Below are 16,989 nucleotides of genomic sequence, written 5' to 3' on the forward strand. Positions count from 1 at the left end.
CCTGACCCGGCCGACGGGCGCGCCCGGAGCGACGCGCGCCGCCGTCAGTGCGTCGTGCAGCGTCCGGTACCGACCCGGTCCTGGGCCGAGACGGCGTCGCGCAGCACCGGGTTCATCTCGGCCAGGGTGAGGGCGTACCCGGTCTGGGGGTCGTCGAGCGAGGTCGCGAAGATCATCCCGACGACCCGGCCCCCGGTGTCGAGCACCGGCCCGCCCGAGGCGCCCTGCCGTACCTGCGCGCGCAGCGAGTAGATCTCGCGGGTCGTCCCGGTGTCGCCGTAGATGTTGGCGCCGCGCGCCTCGAGGACGCCGCGGACGCGCCCGGCGCCCACCCACAGCCCCTCGTCGCCCGGGAACCCGGCGAGGACGGCGTCCGCGCCACGGCCGAGCGGCGACCCGGTGGGGATGGGACGGGCCGCGAGCGACGGCACCGACAGCACGGCGATGTCGCGGTCGGCGTCGAACGCGACCACGCGGGCGGTGAGCTCGGGGCCCTTGCCGCCCACGTCGATGGTGACCCGCGACGCGCCGGCCACGACGTGGGCGTTGGTGACGACCTTGCCCGACGACAGCACCCAGCCGCTGCCCACCTGGGTCTGGTCGCAGCGGGGGGCCTCGGCCCGCACGTGGATGACGGACGCCACGGCCCGCGCCACCTGCGGGTCCTTGACGAGGGCGGGGTCGGGGGCGGCGATGGGCGTGATCGGCTCGGGGCCCAGGCCCTCGAAGACGCGGGGGATGCCGGTGCGGTCGAGGGCGCGGGTGACGTCGTCGACCAGGATGGAGGTCTTGCTCGGGACCAGCAGGTCGATGACGCGGATCACCGCCGACTGCGCCACCGCGGCGCGCAGCGGCGGCGGCCCACCGGTGCGCACGGCCCCGGCGACCACCCACATGACCAGGATGGCGGCCACCAGCAGGGCGATGGCCCCGAGGGTGCTGTCGACGGCACGGAAGGCGGCGGCCCGGATGGCCTCGCGGAAGCGGGAGGCGATCGCGAGCATGACGCCCTGCGCCAGGGTGGCCACGACCAGCACGACGCCGATCAGGACCAGCGTCCCGCCGGGGGTGGTGAGGTCGAGGTCGCTGTGCTCCGTGATCAGGTCCGGGGCGTAGCGCAGGGTCACGAAGGCCCCGACGATGAGGCCGAGCAGGCCCAGCATCGCCGCGATCAGGCCCTGGCGGAAGCCGCTGAGGGTGTAGACGAGCAGCACCAGCCCGAGCACCAGGTCGAGGAGCAGCGAGCCGTTCACGCGCCCTCCCCGTGCTCGGCGAGGGTGCGCATCCAGGGCGACATCACCGAGTCGGGCAGACCCCGCTCGACGGTGTCGTCCCAGGGCACGGTGAGACCGGCGAGGTCGAGGAGCGAGTCGAGCAGCATGGCGGTGAACCCCCAGACGAAGAGACCCGACACCTCGAAGCCCGGGGCGCGGTAGTCGCCGAAGACGGCGGTGAAGCGGCGGGCGGGGTCGAGCAGGTCGTCCACGGGGGCCCGCACGACGCGGGCGACCTCGCGCCGGTCGACGACGCCGATCGGTGCGGGCTCGGGCCACCAGCCGACCACGGGCGTCACGGCGTTGCGGCTCGGGGTCAGGTAGAGCGGCGGCAGCACGGCGAGGACGTCGACGCCCTCGGGGTCGAGCCCGACCTCCTCCTGCGCCTCACGCAGGGCCGCGCCGGCGTGGCCGTCGTCGCCGGGGTCCACCCCGCCGCCCGGGAAGGAGACCTGGCCGGGGTGGGCCCGCAGCGTGTGGGCGCGCTCGGTGAGGACGACGTCGACACCGTGCTCCCCCGGGCCGAAGAGCACCAGGACGGCCGACTCCCGGGCCCCGGAGCGCGGCGGCGGATGCGCGGCGAACCAGGCGTGGTCGCGCAGGTCGTCCCGCGCGGCCAGGCGCGTGAGCCACGCAGGGGCCGATGTCATGGCGTCATCGTAGAGAACGCAACCGGATGTGGGCCCGAGTCGACCGGACGGCGCGCGGGCGGACCGGCCGGCGGACCGGCCACGGCCCGGTGCGGAACGGCCACCGCCTCCAGGACCGCTCAGGCCTCGTCCGGCAGGGGGCCCGGGGGCGGGTCGGGCAGGACCGCGCCGGGCGCGAGCTCGAACTTCAGGAGGGCGCGCGCGGCTGTGGGATCGGTCTCGCCCTCGCCGTACGCGGGGCACCAGCGGGTGACCGGGCAGGCGCCGCAGGCGGGCTTGCGGGCGAAGCACGTGCGCCGGCCGTGGAAGATCACGACGTGGCTCATCATCGTCCAGTCCTTGCGGGGGATGAGCGCGGCGATGTCCCTCTCGGCCTTGACCGGGTCGGTCTCCTGGGTCCACCCCCAGCGCCGCGCCAGGCGCCCGACGTGGGTGTCGACCGTGATGCCCGGCACCCCGAAGGCGTTGCCCAGCACGACGTTGGCGGTCTTGCGCCCCACCCCGGGCAGGGTGACGAGGTCCTCGAGCCCCCCCGGTACCTCGCCGCCGAAGCGCTCGACGACGGCCTGCGCGAGGGTGATGACCGAGTTCGTCTTGGCGCGGAAGAAGCCGGTGGGCCGCAGCACGGCCTCCATCTCCTCGCGGTCGGCCTCGGCCAGCGCCTGCGCCGTGGGCCAGCGCGAGAACAGCGTCGGGGTGACGGTGTTGACCATCACGTCCGTGGTCTGGGCCGAGAGCACGGTGGCCACCAGCAGCTGGAGCGGGGTCTCGAAGTCGAGCTCGCAGTGCGCGTACGGGTAGCGCTCGAGCAGAGCCTGGTGGATGCGGCGGGCTCGGCGGGTGCGGGCGACCGGCGACTCCTCACCGGTGGCCGCGCGACGGACGGCGGGGGTGGGGCGCACGGGCATGGGCCGAGCCTACGGCCGGGTAGTGACAGCCCCGGTTCGTCCCGTGGTGACCTGCACTGTTCTGGCACACTGTGCCCCGTGGATTACGACGTCGTGCGGAAAGCCCCGCTCTTCTCCCCCCTCGACGAGGCCGCCGCCGAGTCCCTCATCGCGACGATGAGCAGCTCGCGGCTCGAGCGCGGCGACATCCTCTTCCACGAGGGTGACCAGGGCGACCGGCTCTACGTCATCGGCGAGGGCAAGATCAAGCTCGGCCGCACCAGCAGCGACGGCCGCGAGAACCTCCTGGCCATCCTCGGACCCGGCGAGATGTTCGGCGAGCTCTCGCTCTTCGACCCCGGGCCGCGCACCGCCACCGCCACCGCGGTCGCCGAGACCCAGCTGGTGTCGATGGGGCACGAGCAGCTCAAGGAGTTCCTGGCCCAGCGTCCCGGCGTGGCCCTGACCCTGCTGAGCGCGCTGGCACGCCGGCTGCGACGCACCAACGACGTGCTGGCCGACCTCGTCTTCACCGACGTCCCCGGCCGCGTCGCGAAGGCCCTGCTCGACCTCGCGGGCCGCTTCGGCCGGCCGGTCGACGAGGGCGTGATGGTGGCGCACGACCTCACCCAGGAGGAGCTCGCCCAGCTCGTGGGCGCCTCCCGCGAGACCGTGAACAAGGCCTTGGCCGACTTCGCGTCGCGTGGCTGGCTGCGGCTCGAGGCCCGTGCGGTGCTGCTGCTCGACGTCGAGCGGCTCAAGCGCCGCGCCCGCTGACCCCTCCCCCGACGCCCAGGTACTCGAGCTGGGCGCGGATCGACATCCGCGCCGCCGGCCACACGCTCTCGGGCACCGCGGCGTAGACGCGGCGCAGGACGCCCTCGACCGGGTCCGGCTCGGCCGCCGCGCCGTCGGCGAGCGCCTGGCGCACCTGCTCGAGACGCTCGGCGCGGTGGACGCGGTAGATGGCGACCATGGCGGCGGCGTCCGGGACCACGGGCCCGTGCCCCGGCAGGATCGCGGCGACCCTACCGCCGCCGGTCAGGGCCTGGATACGCTCGAGGCTGGCGAGGTAGGCGGCCAGCTCGCCGTCGGGGTGGGCCACCACCGTCGTACCGCGGCCCAGCACGGTGTCGCCGGTGAGCAGGGCGTGGTCGGCCGGCAGGGCGAACGAGACCGAGTCGGCGGTGTGGCCCGGGGTGGCGACGACGGCCACCTCGAGCCCGCCGACCCGCAGGACGTCGCCGTCGCCGAGGTCGTCGTGGCCGCGGCCGACCGCCCGGGTGGGGGCGCCGGTCAGCTCGGCGAAGCGCGGGGCGGCCTCGGCGTGGTCGTGGTGGCCGTGGGTCAGGACGGTGAGGGCGACCCGGGCGCCGCGGGCTTCGACGTGGGCGACCACCGCGCGCAGGTGCTCCTCGCCGTGCGGCCCGGGGTCGACGACGACGGCCTCGGTGGAGCCGGGCTCGAGCAGGACCCAGGTGTTGGTGCCGTCGAGGGTCATCGGGCCGGGGTTGGCCGCGAGCACGCAGTGGGCCCGCTCGGTGACCGGGCCGCCGGCCCAGGGCTCGGGCGGGGTGGGCGGCGGGACGGCGCTCATCCGGGTCACTGTAGGGCGCGCAGACGGACGGGCAGAGGTGCTCCACGGACCGGCGCGACGTGCTGTGAGCGGTGGTGCGGACGGCCCGCGGCCGCTACGCCGTGCCGGGGGTCGGGGAGCACCAGCGCCTGGCCGCCGCCCGCACCGCCACGCTGTCGCACCTCAGCGCCGCGCTACGCCACGGGTGGAGGGTCACGACGGTCCCCGAGGACGTCTGGGTGACCGTCCGCCGCAAGCGCCGGTTGCGGCCGCCCGACCTCGTCGGCATCCGTCCGCACTGGAACGACCTCACCGCGGCCGAGCGCGCCGCCGGTGTCACGAGCCCGGTCCGGACGGTCCTCGACTGCGCCCGCGTCCTGCCCTTCGACGAGGCGCTCGCGGTCGCGGACTCGGCGCTGCGATCCGGCCTGGTGTCGCTTGAGGGCCTGCGCGAGGCCGCCGCGGCCACGCGCGGCCCTGGTGCGACCGCTGCCCGGCGCGTCGCCCGCCACGCCGACGGGCGCGCGGCGAACCCGTTCGAGTCCGTGCTCCGGGCGTTGGCCCTCGACGTGGGCCTGGAACTCACACCCCAGCTCGTCATCGCCGAACCGGGCCTGTTCGCCGTGGTCGACCTGGGTAACGAGGAGCTGCGCCTCGCGGTCGAGGCCGACGGCTTCGAGACGCACGGCACTCGACGACCGCCCTGCGGACGTCCGGACCAGCAGCAGCGGCGTGAGGTGCTGGGGCGAACGGTGTGGCTGGGGCTCTGCCGGTCGCAGCGCCCACGCGGGCTCAGGGCAGGGCGGTGACCAGCACCGGGGTGCCGTCGGGGTCGACCTCGAGCACCGGGGCGACCCGCGCGATCTGCGGCCGGTCGGCCAGGAACGCCTCGACGTCGGCGAACTCCCGCAGCGCCTCCAGCGCCCACACCTGCGGCGGCATCATCCGCACCTCGCCCGCGGCCGCGCGTCGCAGCGCGTCGGCCGGATGCACCCAGCCGTGACCGTCGGACTCCCCGCTGGTCTCGGCGGCCTCCTGCCCCTCGGGCATGGCGGCGGCCAGGATCCAGGTGTCGTAGCGGCGCGGCTCGAAGGCCGGGGTCACCCAGTGCCCGCGCCCGCGCAGGTCGGCGGCCGTGACGCGCACGCCGCACTCCTCCTCGACCTCGCGCAGGGCAGCGGCCACGAACGGCGCGGCGGCCTCGGGCGTCACCCCCATGTGCGCCGCGAGGTCGGCCAGCCCCGGCGTCGTGGGGTCGAGCGTGTGGTCGGCAGGGTCGACGCGGCCTCCCGGGAAGACCACCATCGAGGGCGCGAAGGCCATGGTCGACACCCGTCGCTGCACGTAGACCTCGGGGCCCGACGCACCGTCGCGCACCAGCATCACCGTGGCGGCCGGCCGGGGCTCGGCGACCTCGGCGTCGGCGCCGCGGGCCAGCCACGCGTCGGCCGTGGCCCGCAGCCCGCCGCGCAGCGGGACCCTCAGCACCTCCCCCGACACGATGTCAGTCCCTGATGTGGGCGATGACCTCGACCTCGACCGGCGCGCCGAAGGGCAGCGCGGCCACGCCGACGGCCGAGCGCGCGTGCCGGCCCGCCTCGCCGAAGACCTGCGCGAAGAGCTCGCTGGCGCCGTTGACGACGCCCGGCTGCCCGGTGAACGAGGGGTCGGAGGCGACGAACCCGGTGACCTTGACGATGCCCTCGACGCGGTCAAGGTCGGGGACCACCGTCCGGATGGCCGCGATGGCGTTGAGCGCACACACGGCGGCCAGCTGCCGGGCGCGCTCGGGCGTGACCAGCCCCACGAGCTCGCCGACGGTGCCGGTCTCGGGCAGCGCACCGTCGACCATCGGGACCTGCCCCGACACGTAGACGCGCGAGCCGTCGAGGACGGCCGGCACGTACGCCGCCAGGGGCGGGACCACCTCGGGCAGGGTCAGCCCGAGCTCGGCGAGGCGCTCGTCGACGGCTCCCACGCTCAGCCCTTGGCCCGCTTGAGGTACGCCACGAGGTTGCCCTCGGGCATGACGAGCACCTGGACGAGCTCCCAGCCGTCCTCTCCCCACTGGTCGAGGATCTGCTTCGTCGCGTGCACGATGAGCGGAACGGTCGCGTACTCCCATTTCTGCATGCGCGCCACCCTACCGGCGCGCGGCCGGGGACTACCGTGGCCGAGGTGAGCGACGAGCCCGAGGTCCTGTCCCGCCCCTCCCGGCAGCCCGACCGCACGGAGGTCACCGGCCCGGAGCAGACCGACGTCTACGACGTGTGGGAGCCCGACCACGCCCGCGCGCGTGGTGTCACGGTCGGCCTCGTCCACGGCGGCTTCTGGCGCCCGCACTACGACCGCGCGCACCTGGCCCCGCTCGCCACCGCCCTGTCCCGCGACGGCTTCCACGTCGCCAACCTCGAGTACCCGCGCACCGGGATGCCCGGCGGTGGCTGGCCCGGCACCGGCGACGCGCTGCTGGCACGGGTGGCCTCGGTCGTCGCCGACACCGACCTGCCCGAGACCCTCGTGCTGGTGGGGCACTCGGCCGGTGGGCACCTGGTCACCTGGCTCGCCTCCGACGACCGCTGCCCGGGCCTGCACGGCGTGGTCGGACTCGGCCCGGTCGTCGACCTGGGCGAGGCGGACCGCCAGCACCTGGGCAACGACGCCGCACGCGCGTTCCTCGGCGGCAGCCCCGACGAGGTCCCCGACGCCTGGGCGGCCGCCGACCCCGCCCGCCAGCGCCTGACCACCCCGGCCGCCCTGGTCCCGGGCGAGCACGACGACGTCGTGCCGCCGTCGGTCGTCGAGGCGTACGCGGCCGGCCGGCCCGCCGACGCGCCGCTGACCACGGCCCTGGCCCGCGGCGCCGACCACTTCGACCTGGTCGACCCCGAGCACCCGGCCTACCTGCTGGTCCTCGCCGAGATCGAGGAGCTCACCCTGCGCTGAGGCCGCTCGTCCCCGCGCCATACCCTGGCGGTATGGCCACGCCCCCCTTGGACGACGCGTTCGACGGCGTCCGGCTGCACGTCGTGACCGGCAAGGGCGGGGTCGGCAAGACCACGGTCGCCTCGGCGCTCGGCCTGGCGCTGGCGCGGCAGGGCAAGCGCGTGCTGCTGGCCGAGGTCGAAGGGCGGCAGGGCATCAGCCAGACCTTCGGGGTGCCCCCGCTCGGCACGGGCGAGGTCCGCCTCGTCCAGGACCCTTCCGGCGGTGGGCTGTGGGGGCTGTCGGTCGACGCGACGGCCGCCCTGCTCGAGTACCTCCAGACCTTCTACAAGCTGGGCCGGGCCGGGGGCGCGCTCGAGAAGATGGGCGTCATCGACTTCGCCACCACCATCGCCCCGGGGGTCCGCGACGTCCTCCTGACCGGCAAGGTCTATGAGGCGGTCGGGCGCACCGACGGCTCACGCCGAGGTCAGGGCGACCCTGTCTGGGACGCCGTCGTCCTCGACGCGCCACCCACCGGCCGGGTCGCCCGCTTCCTCGGCGTCAACGAGCAGGTCGCCGACCTCGCCCGCGTGGGCCCCATCCACTCGCAGGCCGAGTCGATCACCCGGATGCTGCGCGACCGCATCTCGCGGGTCCACGTCGTCACCCTCCTCGAGGAGATGCCGGTGCAGGAGAGCGCGGATGCCGTCGCCGAGCTGGAGGCCGCCGGCTTCCCGGTGGGGGCCATGGTCGTGAACCAGGTGCGTGAGCCGGTGCTGGCCGGGCCCGGGCTGGCCGCCCTCACCGGCGACGACGCCGAAGAGCGGGTGCGGGCCGACCTCGCGCTGGTGGGGGTCCGGAACGGCGCGAAGACCGTCGGCGGCCTCGTCGCCGAGGGCCGTGACCTCGCGGCCCGGCTCGCTCTCGAGACCGAGCTGGCCGCGGAGGTGGCGGCCATCGGCCACCCGGTGCTGCGCCTGCCCTCGCTGCCCTCCGGCACCGAGGACGGCGGCGTGTCCGTCCTGGCCGACGAGCTGACCGAGCAGGGAGTGGCCTGATGGCGCGCGCGCTCCCGGCCACCATGGACGTCGACCGGCTGCTGGCCGACCGCGACACCGGGATCATCGTCTGCTGCGGCTCCGGCGGCGTCGGCAAGACGACCACGGCCGCCGCGCTCGGCGTCCGCGCGGCCGAGATGGGGCGCCACGTCGTGGTGCTGACCATCGACCCCGCGCGCCGCCTGGCGCAGTCCCTCGGGCTGACCGAGCTCGACAACACCCCGCGGCCCGTGGTCGGTGTGGGCGACGACGCGGGCGGCTCGCTCGACGCGATGATGCTCGACATGAAGCGGACCTTCGACGAGGTGGTGCTGGCGCACTCGACCCCCGAGAAGGCGGCCCAGATCCTCGAGAACCCCTTCTACACAGCGGTGTCGAGCTCGTTCGCCGGCACCCAGGAGTACATGGCCATGGAGAAGCTCGGCCAGCTCCGGGCCGAGGCCGAGCGCGACGGCACGTGGGACCTCGTCGTCGTCGACACCCCGCCGAGCCGGTCGGCCCTCGACTTCCTCGACGCGCCCAAGCGGCTCGGGTCCTTCCTCGACGGCCGCTTCATCCGGCTGCTGATGGCGCCCGCGAAGGCCGGCGGCAAGGCCTATCTCAAGGTCTTCTCGTTCGGCGCCAACCTCGCGGCCACCACGCTCTCGAGGGTGCTCGGCGGCCAGTTCCTCCAGGACGTGCAGACCTTCGTGGCGGCGCTCGACACCATGTTCGGCGGCTTCCGCGAGCGCGCCGACGTCACCTACGCCCTGCTCAAGGAGCCCTCGACCGCGTTCGTCGTGGTCGCCGCCCCCGAGCGCGACGCCCTGCGCGAGGCCGCCTACTTCGTCGAGCGGCTCGAGGCCGAGGGGATGCCGCTGGCCGGTGTCGTCGTCAACCGGATGCAGGTGCTGGCGGCCCCGGGGCTCAGCGGCTCCCGGGCGGAGGCCGCGGCCGAGCAGCTCGACGACCGCCTCGACGACGGCCCGGGGCCGGGGCTCACCGCCTCGCTGCTGCGCCTGCACGCCGACCTGGCCGAGGTGGCCACGCGGCACGAGGCCCGGGTGGCGCGGTTCGTCACCTCGCACCCCGGGGTGCCGGTCTCGACGGTGCCGGCCGGAGCCACCGACATCCACGACCTCGACGGCCTGCGCACGGTCGCGGCGGCCCTGGCGGGCTGACGCCCGCGGCTCGGGGCGGCCCGGTTCTGCGCGCCGCGAGCGGCCGGAGGCCTCCGGACATGAAGAACCCCGGCGGGACCGACCGGACCACTCGTGACTGCAGGGGGTGTCACGACTGGCTGCAGGGGGTGGTCGGTCCCGCCGGGGAGTACGGGGGTCAGGCGATCGCGGTCTCCGCGCTCTGGGCCTTGGCGGCCGAGAGCAGGGCGGTCCAGGACCTGACGTCGGGGCGGCGGCGCAGGAGGGCCCGGCGCTCGCGCTCGGTCATCCCTCCCCAGACACCGAACTCGGTGCCGTTGTCGAGGGCGTCGGCGAGGCACTCGGCGACGACGGGGCAGCCCTTGCAAACCGCCTTGGCCGCGCGCTGGGCCTTGCCCTGGACGAAGAGCGCGTCGGGGTCGGTGCCCGCGCAGCGTCCGAGCGGAGCCCACTCCGTGACCCAGTGGCCGTCCGTGACCACATCGGGGCTGATGCTCATGTCCACCTCGTTTCGCCGTTCCGTTCCCTGTCCCCACCGGTGGGTGAGGACCTACTGAAACCGTAGGCAGCGGGCGGGCTCCCAGGTATCGTCCGAACCGGTCGACGCGCTGGCCGAACGGTCGAGCACCCCGCCGAACGGACGATGCGACCCCTCCACCGACCGACGGGTGCGTCGCGGGCCTTCGGAATCCGACCCATCCAGGGGGCCGGGTTACCCTGGGGACCATGGACGGTCGAGCCCACAACATCCCTGCCGTGCTCCGGCTCCTCCTCGGTTTCGTCGTGCTGAGCACGGTCGCGGGCCTGCTGCTGGCCGGGCTCGCGGTGCCCGCCATCGGCGCCACGGGCCAGGCGGCCAAGAGCGGCGTCGACTTCTTCAACGACCTGCCGAGCGACTTCACCGTCTCCCCGCTCGCCCAGCAGTCCAAGATCCTCGACGCCCAGGGCCAGCTCATCGCCAACCCCTACGACGAGAACCGCATCATCGTCCCGCTGAAGAAGATCTCGCCGGCGATGCAGAACGCCCAGATCGCCATCGAGGACGCGCGCTTCCGTGAGCACGGGGGCCTCGACCTGCGCGGCTTCACCCGCGCCGTCGTCTCGAACGCCCAGGGCGGCGACGTGCAGGGCGCGTCCACCCTGACCCAGCAGTACGTGAAGATCACCCTCCAGGAGAACGCCCTGCGCCGCGGCGACAAGGCGGCGGCCGAGGCCGCGACCAAGAAGTCGTACGCCCGCAAGCTCCAGGAGCTCAAGTACGCGGTCAACGTCGAGGAGAACTACACCAAGGACCAGATCCTCGAGGGCTACCTCAACCTCGTCTACTACGGCGACCAGGCCTACGGGGTCGAGGCCGCGGCGCTGAACTACTTCGGCGTGCACGCCAGCCGGCTCAACGTCGGCCAGGCCGCGCTGCTGGCCGGCATCGTGCAGCAGCCCACGGCCTACAACCCGCTGCTGAACCCCGACCAGGCCCAGGCCCGCCGTGACGTCGTCCTCACCCGGATGCAGCAGCTCGGGTTCGCCTCGGCCAAGGACGTCGCCGCCGCCAAGAAGATCCCGGTGCCGAAGATGATCAAGAAGCAGCCGGTCAAGGGCGTGTGCCACCGCTCGAGCCAGCCCTACTTCTGCGCCTACGTGATGGCCTACCTGCAGAACTCCCCCCAGATGGCGGTGCTCGGCAAGACCCCCGAGGCGCGCCTGAAGCGGATCAACCAGGGCGGCCTCACCATCCGCACCACGCTCAACCCGACGATGCAGAAGGACGCGCAGACCGAGATCGAGCGCGCCGTCCCGGTCAACAACAAGAGCAACCTCGGTGGTGCCATCAGCGTGGTCGAGCCGGGCACCGGCAAGATCCTCGCGATGGTCCAGGCCAGCGACTTCGAGAAGACCCAGACCAACCTCAACGTCGACAAGGTCTACGGCGGCGGCCCGTACGGCTACCAGTTCGGCTCGACGGCCAAGGTCTTCGGGCTCGTCACCGCGCTCGAGCAGGGGATGCCCCTCGACGGCAAGATCTACGTCCCCTTCGCCACGGCGAAGAAGGAGTACGTCTTCAAGAGCGACAAGGTGGTCGGGGCTCCCTGCGGTGCCGACAAGCCGTGGGGGGTCACCAACGACTACGCCATCGGCGGCCGCCAGATGAGCCTGGGCGAGGGCATCGGAAAGTCGATCAACACCTGGGCCGCCCAGCTCACCATCGACGTCGGGCCCTGCAACGTGCTCGACACGATGAAGAAGATGGGCGTCCACATGGCCAACGGCCAGGACATCTACCGCAGCATCTCCAACGCCACCCTGGGCTCGGGCACCACGACCCCGCTCGACCTCGCCAGCGCCTACGCCACCCTGGCGGCCGGCGGCAAGCACTGCGAGCCCAGCCCGATCGCCTCGATCACCACCCCCGACCGCAAGGCCATCACCTTCCCCGCCGCCAAGTGCACGCAGGTCATCTCGGCCGACACCGCGAACGCGGCCTCGTACCTGCTGAAGGGCACCTTCCGCAGCGGCGGTACCGCCCAGGGCACCTGGAACGTCGACGCCCGGCCCGCCGCCGGTAAGACGGGCACCACCGAGAAGCACAACCAGGGCTGGTTCGTCGGGTACACCCCGCAGCTCGCCACGGCGGTCTGGATCGGCAACGTGCAGGTGGCCGACAAGAACGGCACCCTCTACTCCCTCAACGGCAAGTGCTTCGGCGACTACGGCTGCTTCCGGGAGGTCTTCGGCGGCACGGTGTCGGCCCCGGTCTGGGCCGCGACGATGAAGAAGCTGAGCGAGGGGATGCCCGTCAAGGACTTCCCCGCCCCCAGCGAGAAGGCCCGGCGCGGCAACCTGGTCGACATCCCCAACGTGTACGCGCGCAGCGTGTCCTCGGCCACCCGCATCCTGCAGGACGCCGGCTTCTCGGCCCAGGTCGTGGGCTACATCAGCAGCAACGCCCCGAACGGCACCGTGGCGGGCACCAGCCCCTCCGGGTCGGCCCCCCAGGGCGCCACCATCGGGCTGCTCCTGTCGTCCGGGTCGGGTCAGGCATCGGCGGCGCAGGCGCCACAGCAACCCCAGCCGCAGCCCACCACCGCCAAGCCCGGCCGGACCAAGAAGCCCCCACCGCCCAACAAGTGACCCGTGCTGCGCACGACGGGGCCCCCACCGGATCTCTCCGGTGGGGGCCCCGTCGTCGTGGTGGGGGCGCTCAGCCGCCCGAGAGGACGCTCCGGACGATCGCCGCGACCCGGCCGCCGTCGGCGCGCCCGGCCACCTCGCCCTGGGCCGCCTTCATGACCGCGCCCATGGCGGCCATGCCGCTCGCGCCCGAGGACGCCACGGCGCGCTCCACGATGCTCCGCAGCTCGTCGTCACCCAGCTGGGCCGGGAGGTAGCCCTCCAGGACGGCCAGCTCGGCCTCCTCGGTGGCGGCGAGCTCCTCGCGCCCGCCGCCCCGGAAGGCGGTGGCCGACTCGCGGCGCTTCTTGGCCTCCTTGGCGACCACCTTGAGGATCTCGTCGTCGTCGAGCTCGCGGGCCTCGTCGCCGGCGACCTCGGCGGTCGTCACGGAGGTGAGGGTCATCCGCAGGGTGGCGGCGCGGACCTTGTCGCGGGCGCGCATCGCGTCGTGCAGGTCGTGCTGGAGCTGCGCCTTCAGGCCGGTGGTGGTCATGGGGCCAGTCTCCCACCGGCGACGCGGTGGCACACCCGCGATTCCGGTGGGCCCGGCGTCGTTTGCGAGGATGGGCGGATGGACCCGATCGCCCGCGCCGCCCTGCGCTCCGCCGCCACCGTCGTCGGGGCCGGTGTCGCCGGGGTCGCCTACGCGGGGCTGGTCGAGCGCACCTGGTTCACGTTGCGCCGCTTCGCCGTGCCCGTGCTGCCGGTGGGCGCCGAGCCGGTGCGCGTCCTCCAGGTCTCGGACCTGCACCTCACCCCCGGGCAGTCGAAGAAGATCGAGTGGGTGCGCTCCCTGGCGGCTCTGCGCCCCGACTTCGTGGTCAACTCCGGCGACAACCTCGCCCACGTCCGGGCCGTGCCACCGCTGCTGCGGGCGATGGAACCGTTGATGGAGTTCCCGGGTGCCTTCGTCCTCGGCTCCAACGACTACTACGCCCCCATGCCGAAGAACCCGGCGCGCTACCTGACGAGGGGCTACGCGGCCGCGCCGCCGTCGCGGGGGAAGCTGCCCGTGCGCGAGCTGGTCGCCGGTCTCGAGGCCGGCGGGTGGAGCGACCTCGACAACGCGCGCACGACGGTCACGATGGGGGCGCACCGGGTCGAGCTGGTCGGCGTCAACGACCCGCACGTGCAGTTCGACCGCTACGACCGTGTGGCCGGCCCGGCCCGCGACGACGTGGCGCTGACGATGGGGCTGGTGCACGCGCCCTACCAGCGGGTGCTCGACGCCATGACGGCCGACGGGGCCGGGCTGGTGCTCGCGGGCCACACCCACGGCGGGCAGCTGGCCGTGCCGCTCTACGGGGCGCTGGTGACCAACTGCGACCTCGACACCGGGCGCGTCAAGGGGGTCTCGCGCTGGTGGCCCGGCGCCGGGTCGACGGGGCGGCGCGGGCGGGTCCGGCCGTCGTCCGAGGCGCCCCACGACGCCGCGTGGCTGCACGTGTCGGCCGGTCTGGGCACCTCGCCGTACGCGCCGGTGCGCTTCGCCTGCCGGCCCGAGGCGACGCTGCTGACCCTGGTCGCCCGCGAACCCTGAGGTGAACTTTTTCGCCCGGTGCGGGAACCTTCACCCTCGCCCCGGAACCGTTCCGGTGCCATCCGCAAGGTTCCGGTGCCCGGGCCACCCCGGCCGCCGGCGCGGGGTCCGCGGACCGATTTCGGATGGGTCGCGCGGGTCGGCTATCCTCGGGTGTCGCCGCGACCCGCAGGGTCGGGCGACGAGCCACGGGGTGTGGCGCAGCTTGGTAGCGCGCGTCGTTCGGGACGACGAGGCCGCAGGTTCAAATCCTGTCACCCCGACGCACGATGAGCGGTTGACCGACGGAGTCGGGTCAACCGCTCATCTGCGCCGGGGGACGGGATGCCGGGGGCGCTCAGCGGCGGTGAGGGACGAACCCTGGCGACCAACACCTGAGACCCAGGTTCACGACACGGAGTGGGTGATGGTGCCGAGGTACACCCCGGCCACCCCACCGGCGGGGAAGGCCACGTGGATGGTCGGGTTCCACGAGGCCGTGTTGTCCCCGGTGATGGCGGTGGCGGTCACGACCGCGGACACGCCGGTCAGGTCGCTCGGGTCGTTCGCGGTGTACGTCGCAGTGCCCACCGTGCTGATCGGGCCGGCCGTGTAGCCCACCGCGCCCGCCCCCACCGACGGTCCTGCCGTCTGGGTGAAGGCCGTCGAGATGGCGGTGGCAGTCCACCCTGAGCCGGCGGGCGCGCCTCGAGAGTCGGTGACCTGCACAGACCCGAGCTGCCCGCTGACCGTGACGGCACCGATCCCGTTCGACTGCGTGCCGATGTTGCCGGCGTCGGCGGAGGCGCTGATCGACAGGCCCCCGCCCTGCAGGGTGACGCTGGCGCCCGTGGTCGCCGTCTCGCCGGCCTCCGCCGTCGCGCCACCCGCCCCGAGCACGCCCAGGCACGCGACGAGGGTGGCGGCGGCGGTCGCCGGCCAGCGGATGCGCGGGAGGTGGAGGAGACGACGCACGGGATGACCTCCGATGGGGTGGGCGGGCACGACGGTCAGGCCGAGATGCGGGACGGTGGAGGCGCGGGGTGGGCGGGCCGCGCGGCGAGCGCGGCGAGCGAGTGCCGGCCCCCCCGTCGACGACGGCGACTCATGGTCCAGATCGCGCCCAGGACCCCCAGCACGCCGAGCAGGACGATGAGGAGGAGCACGACCCACCACCAGAGGCTGGCGTGCTGCTCGACGGGCACGACCGGGCCACTCCGGCCGGCGGCCGGGAAGGTCAGGCTGGCCTGCGCGGACTCGGTGAGCAGCCCACTCGTCACGTGCAGGGTCGCCGCCCACGGCCCGGCCGGCAGCTGCCTGTCCAGCGCGACCGTCACGGGCGCGCTCTGCCCGCGGCCCAGCGTGGTGCCGAGAGTGACGGGGAAAGGGCCCGCGGAGAGACCTCCAGGTCCGTCGTCGAGGGTGAGGGTTCCACTGAGGTCCAGCGCGCGCCCCCCGGTGTTGCGGACCGTGGCAGCCACCGTCGGGACGCCCGAGGCGTCGCGCCGGGCGGTGAGCGACTCGATGGTGAAGGCGGAGGCCGGTTCGCCGCCGGGGCCGACGGACAGGTAGACCCGGATGCCCACGCGGCTGACCTGGGTGATGGCGGCCTTGCCGCCGGAGGTGGTCTGCGCCCAGAGCACGGCGTACTGCTCGCCGGGTGCGGCGTCGCGAGGGACGGTGATCGTGACGGCCACGAGCTGCTTGGCCCCGTCGGCCAGCTGGAGTCGAGGCGTGGACAGCGTCGTCCAGGTGGAGAGGTCGTTCGGGGTGTCGCCTTCGAGCCCCACGAAGGAGCCGCTCTGGATCTTCGCGGCGGCAGCGTAGACCGCCACCCCGGCGGGGGCCCCCGTGTCGTTCGAGATCTCGATGTGGCGCTCGACGGTGTCGCCGGGCGAGACGTGGTCGATGATGTAGACCCGGGCACGGGGGTTGTCGCGGGTCGCCACGGGCGCGTCGACCAGGCGGATGCCGATGCCCGTGCCACCGCTCGCGGCGGTCGTGGCGGGAGTGCCGAACGCACCGGCGGCCGGGAGCAGGGACCCGGCCACCAGTGCGATCAGGGTGAGCAGTCGACGCATGGAGGAGACAGTTCCTCAGGCGACGGACGTGGTGACGGTGCCCGTGTAGTCGCCGGCCAGCGCGCTCGAGGGGAGCTCGACGGTCAGGGTGGGGGTGTAGGACGCGGTGTTGTTCCCGCTGGCCAGCGTTCCGGCGGCGACCGGGGCGACCGCCGTGATGCTGGTGGAGCCGGTGGAGGTCGGGGTCACCGTCCCGGTGGAGCCGGTGGTTGCACCCGAGTCGTACGACACCCCGGTGGAGACCGACCCGGCGCCGTCGACGAATGTCGTCGACGCGGCCGACAGGACCCAGCCGGCAGTGCTGCCGCGGGTGTCGCTGACGCTGACCGCGCCCAGCGAGCCCGCGACCGAGGCGGCGCCGGGGGCACCGTCGGTCAGGGCCGCACCGGCGGCGGCGGTGACGTCGAGGCTGCCCCCCACGAGGGTGAAGGTGGCCGTGGTGTCACCGGAGCCGGCGGCCATGGCCGCGGTGGCAGGCACCAGGGTGACGATCGCGCCGACGATGGCGACGTTCGCGATGATGCGCAGGGATTTCATGATGTGCGTCCAACCTTCTGTTGTGGCCTCGACGCAGCCCGCACGGACGCGCGGCAGCGCCGCGCGTGTGCTGGAAGGACGAGAACCGTTCGGTAGCCCGGCTGACCCGGTCGGGCCCCGTGGCTTTGCGTCCCCGACTCACATCGGGTTTGCCGTTTCGCTGCGGCTC

At 74.0% G+C, this 16,989-nt stretch carries 19 protein-coding genes, 1 tRNA gene and 1 riboswitch; of the genes, 8 read left to right on the forward strand and 12 right to left on the reverse strand.

Annotated features, from left to right (window positions below; all coding sequences use genetic code 11):
- Positions 1-44 precede the first annotated feature (44 nt).
- From ATL31_RS06665 to nth, 3 genes are all read right to left on the reverse strand, one after another.
- The gene (locus ATL31_RS06665) at positions 45-1,253 is read right to left on the reverse strand and encodes a MarP family serine protease (protein WP_158239796.1); all 1,209 of its coding nucleotides are present in this window, start codon (positions 1,251-1,253) and stop codon (positions 45-47) included.
- Positions 1,250-1,924: an NUDIX hydrolase gene (locus ATL31_RS06670; RefSeq protein ID WP_101395084.1), complete on the reverse strand. Its 675-nt coding sequence runs from the start codon at positions 1,922-1,924 to the stop codon at positions 1,250-1,252. Before ATL31_RS06670 ends, ATL31_RS06665 begins: the two co-directional genes overlap by 4 nt.
- Positions 1,925-2,043: 119 nt before the next feature.
- On the reverse strand, positions 2,044-2,832 hold the full coding sequence (nth, locus tag ATL31_RS06675; protein ID WP_101395085.1) for an endonuclease III: 789 nt from the start codon (positions 2,830-2,832) through the stop codon (positions 2,044-2,046).
- A 78-nt stretch (positions 2,833-2,910) separates the two neighbouring features.
- On the opposite strand from nth, the gene ATL31_RS06680 reads away from it, so the two are divergent.
- Positions 2,911-3,588, forward strand: coding sequence for a Crp/Fnr family transcriptional regulator (locus tag ATL31_RS06680; protein ID WP_101395086.1), 678 nt, complete (start codon positions 2,911-2,913; stop codon positions 3,586-3,588).
- Here the strand turns inward: ATL31_RS06680 and ATL31_RS06685 are convergent.
- The gene (locus ATL31_RS06685) at positions 3,569-4,408 is read right to left on the reverse strand and encodes an MBL fold metallo-hydrolase (protein WP_101395087.1); all 840 of its coding nucleotides are present in this window, start codon (positions 4,406-4,408) and stop codon (positions 3,569-3,571) included. The genes ATL31_RS06680 and ATL31_RS06685 overlap by 20 nt on opposite strands.
- A gap of 74 nt (positions 4,409-4,482) precedes the next feature.
- Between ATL31_RS06685 and ATL31_RS06690 the strand changes: the two genes are divergently transcribed.
- A complete protein-coding gene (locus ATL31_RS06690; RefSeq protein ID WP_143598340.1) occupies positions 4,483-5,196 on the forward strand; it encodes a hypothetical protein in 714 nt (237 codons plus the stop codon).
- Here the strand turns inward: ATL31_RS06690 and ATL31_RS06695 are convergent.
- The 3 genes from ATL31_RS06695 to sp36 are packed head-to-tail and all read right to left on the reverse strand — an operon-like array spanning position 5,180 to position 6,520.
- On the reverse strand, positions 5,180-5,875 hold the full coding sequence (locus tag ATL31_RS06695; RefSeq protein WP_143598342.1) for an NUDIX hydrolase: 696 nt from the start codon (positions 5,873-5,875) through the stop codon (positions 5,180-5,182). The genes ATL31_RS06690 and ATL31_RS06695 overlap by 17 nt on opposite strands.
- A gap of 16 nt (positions 5,876-5,891) precedes the next feature.
- On the reverse strand, positions 5,892-6,365 hold the full coding sequence (locus ATL31_RS06700) for a RidA family protein (RefSeq protein WP_101395090.1): 474 nt from the start codon (positions 6,363-6,365) through the stop codon (positions 5,892-5,894).
- Positions 6,366-6,367: 2 nt separating this feature from the next.
- Complete coding sequence (sp36, locus tag ATL31_RS16305) at positions 6,368-6,520, reverse strand: Sp36 family protein (protein ID WP_143598344.1); 153 nt, start codon at positions 6,518-6,520, stop codon at positions 6,368-6,370.
- A 45-nt stretch (positions 6,521-6,565) separates the two neighbouring features.
- Between sp36 and ATL31_RS06705 the strand changes: the two genes are divergently transcribed.
- From ATL31_RS06705 to bagB, 3 genes are read left to right on the forward strand one after another with little or no spacing between them, the layout of a single operon-like run.
- Positions 6,566-7,333 (forward strand): alpha/beta hydrolase, encoded by a 768-nt coding sequence (locus ATL31_RS06705; protein ID WP_101395091.1) that lies wholly within the window; start codon positions 6,566-6,568, stop codon positions 7,331-7,333.
- A gap of 32 nt (positions 7,334-7,365) precedes the next feature.
- The gene (bagA, locus tag ATL31_RS06710) at positions 7,366-8,373 is read left to right on the forward strand and encodes an ATPase BagA (RefSeq protein WP_101397325.1); all 1,008 of its coding nucleotides are present in this window, start codon (positions 7,366-7,368) and stop codon (positions 8,371-8,373) included.
- Positions 8,373-9,533 (forward strand): ArsA family ATPase, encoded by a 1,161-nt coding sequence (gene bagB, locus ATL31_RS06715; protein ID WP_101395092.1) that lies wholly within the window; start codon positions 8,373-8,375, stop codon positions 9,531-9,533. Before bagA ends, bagB begins: the two co-directional genes overlap by 1 nt.
- Positions 9,534-9,690: 157 nt before the next feature.
- Here bagB and ATL31_RS06720 read toward each other — a convergent pair whose 3' ends face one another.
- Positions 9,691-10,011 carry a WhiB family transcriptional regulator gene (locus ATL31_RS06720; RefSeq protein WP_101395093.1) on the reverse strand — a complete coding sequence of 107 codons (321 nt, stop codon included), beginning with the start codon at positions 10,009-10,011 and terminating at the stop codon, positions 9,691-9,693.
- A 227-nt stretch (positions 10,012-10,238) separates the two neighbouring features.
- Here ATL31_RS06720 and ATL31_RS06725 point away from each other — a divergent pair, with 227 nt between their 5' ends.
- On the forward strand, positions 10,239-12,641 hold the full coding sequence (locus ATL31_RS06725) for a transglycosylase domain-containing protein (protein ID WP_101395094.1): 2,403 nt from the start codon (positions 10,239-10,241) through the stop codon (positions 12,639-12,641).
- A gap of 70 nt (positions 12,642-12,711) precedes the next feature.
- On the opposite strand, the gene ATL31_RS06730 is transcribed toward ATL31_RS06725, so the two are convergent.
- A complete protein-coding gene (locus ATL31_RS06730) occupies positions 12,712-13,176 on the reverse strand; it encodes a GatB/YqeY domain-containing protein (protein WP_101395095.1) in 465 nt (154 codons plus the stop codon).
- A gap of 78 nt (positions 13,177-13,254) precedes the next feature.
- Between ATL31_RS06730 and ATL31_RS06735 the strand changes: the two genes are divergently transcribed.
- Both ATL31_RS06735 and ATL31_RS06740 read left to right on the forward strand, forming a co-directional pair.
- Entirely contained in the window at positions 13,255-14,223 is a 969-nt protein-coding gene (locus tag ATL31_RS06735; RefSeq protein WP_101395096.1) for a metallophosphoesterase, read from the forward strand.
- Positions 14,224-14,412: 189 nt separating this feature from the next.
- A tRNA-Pro gene (locus tag ATL31_RS06740) sits at positions 14,413-14,486 on the forward strand.
- 124 nt (positions 14,487-14,610) lie between these two features.
- Here the strand turns inward: ATL31_RS06740 and ATL31_RS06745 are convergent.
- From ATL31_RS06745 to ATL31_RS06755, 3 genes are read right to left on the reverse strand one after another with little or no spacing between them, the layout of a single operon-like run.
- Positions 14,611-15,177, reverse strand: coding sequence for a hypothetical protein (locus ATL31_RS06745; RefSeq protein ID WP_101395097.1), 567 nt, complete (start codon positions 15,175-15,177; stop codon positions 14,611-14,613).
- 35 nt (positions 15,178-15,212) lie between these two features.
- Positions 15,213-16,283 carry a hypothetical protein gene (locus tag ATL31_RS06750; protein ID WP_211283974.1) on the reverse strand — a complete coding sequence of 357 codons (1,071 nt, stop codon included), beginning with the start codon at positions 16,281-16,283 and terminating at the stop codon, positions 15,213-15,215.
- Positions 16,284-16,298: 15 nt separating this feature from the next.
- Complete coding sequence (locus tag ATL31_RS06755; protein ID WP_101395098.1) at positions 16,299-16,820, reverse strand: hypothetical protein; 522 nt, start codon at positions 16,818-16,820, stop codon at positions 16,299-16,301.
- An 88-nt stretch (positions 16,821-16,908) separates the two neighbouring features.
- Positions 16,909-16,984, reverse strand: a riboswitch (cyclic di-GMP riboswitch).
- Between the last annotated feature and the right edge of the window lie 5 nt (positions 16,985-16,989).

The organism is Phycicoccus duodecadis (genome assembly GCF_002846495.1).
GTDB classification, from domain to species: domain Bacteria; phylum Actinomycetota; class Actinomycetes; order Actinomycetales; family Dermatophilaceae; genus Phycicoccus; species Phycicoccus duodecadis.

Coding starts and splice junctions, on each gene's coding strand:
- ATL31_RS06685 (WP_101395087.1), bottom strand. CDS start 4,408: ATGAGCGCCGTCCCGCCGCCCACCCCGCCCGAGCCCTGGGCCGGCGGC.
- sp36 (WP_143598344.1), bottom strand. CDS start 6,520: ATGCAGAAATGGGAGTACGCGACCGTTCCGCTCATCGTGCACGCGACG.
- ATL31_RS06750 (WP_211283974.1), bottom strand. CDS start 16,283: ATGCGTCGACTGCTCACCCTGATCGCACTGGTGGCCGGGTCCCTGCTC.
- bagA (WP_101397325.1), top strand. CDS start 7,366: ATGGCCACGCCCCCCTTGGACGACGCGTTCGACGGCGTCCGGCTGCAC.
- ATL31_RS06725 (WP_101395094.1), top strand. CDS start 10,239: ATGGACGGTCGAGCCCACAACATCCCTGCCGTGCTCCGGCTCCTCCTC.
- ATL31_RS06730 (WP_101395095.1), bottom strand. CDS start 13,176: ATGACCACCACCGGCCTGAAGGCGCAGCTCCAGCACGACCTGCACGAC.
- ATL31_RS06755 (WP_101395098.1), bottom strand. CDS start 16,820: ATGAAATCCCTGCGCATCATCGCGAACGTCGCCATCGTCGGCGCGATC.
- ATL31_RS06670 (WP_101395084.1), bottom strand. CDS start 1,924: ATGACATCGGCCCCTGCGTGGCTCACGCGCCTGGCCGCGCGGGACGAC.
- ATL31_RS06735 (WP_101395096.1), top strand. CDS start 13,255: ATGGACCCGATCGCCCGCGCCGCCCTGCGCTCCGCCGCCACCGTCGTC.
- bagB (WP_101395092.1), top strand. CDS start 8,373: ATGGCGCGCGCGCTCCCGGCCACCATGGACGTCGACCGGCTGCTGGCC.
- nth (WP_101395085.1), bottom strand. CDS start 2,832: ATGCCCGTGCGCCCCACCCCCGCCGTCCGTCGCGCGGCCACCGGTGAG.
- ATL31_RS06720 (WP_101395093.1), bottom strand. CDS start 10,011: ATGAGCATCAGCCCCGATGTGGTCACGGACGGCCACTGGGTCACGGAG.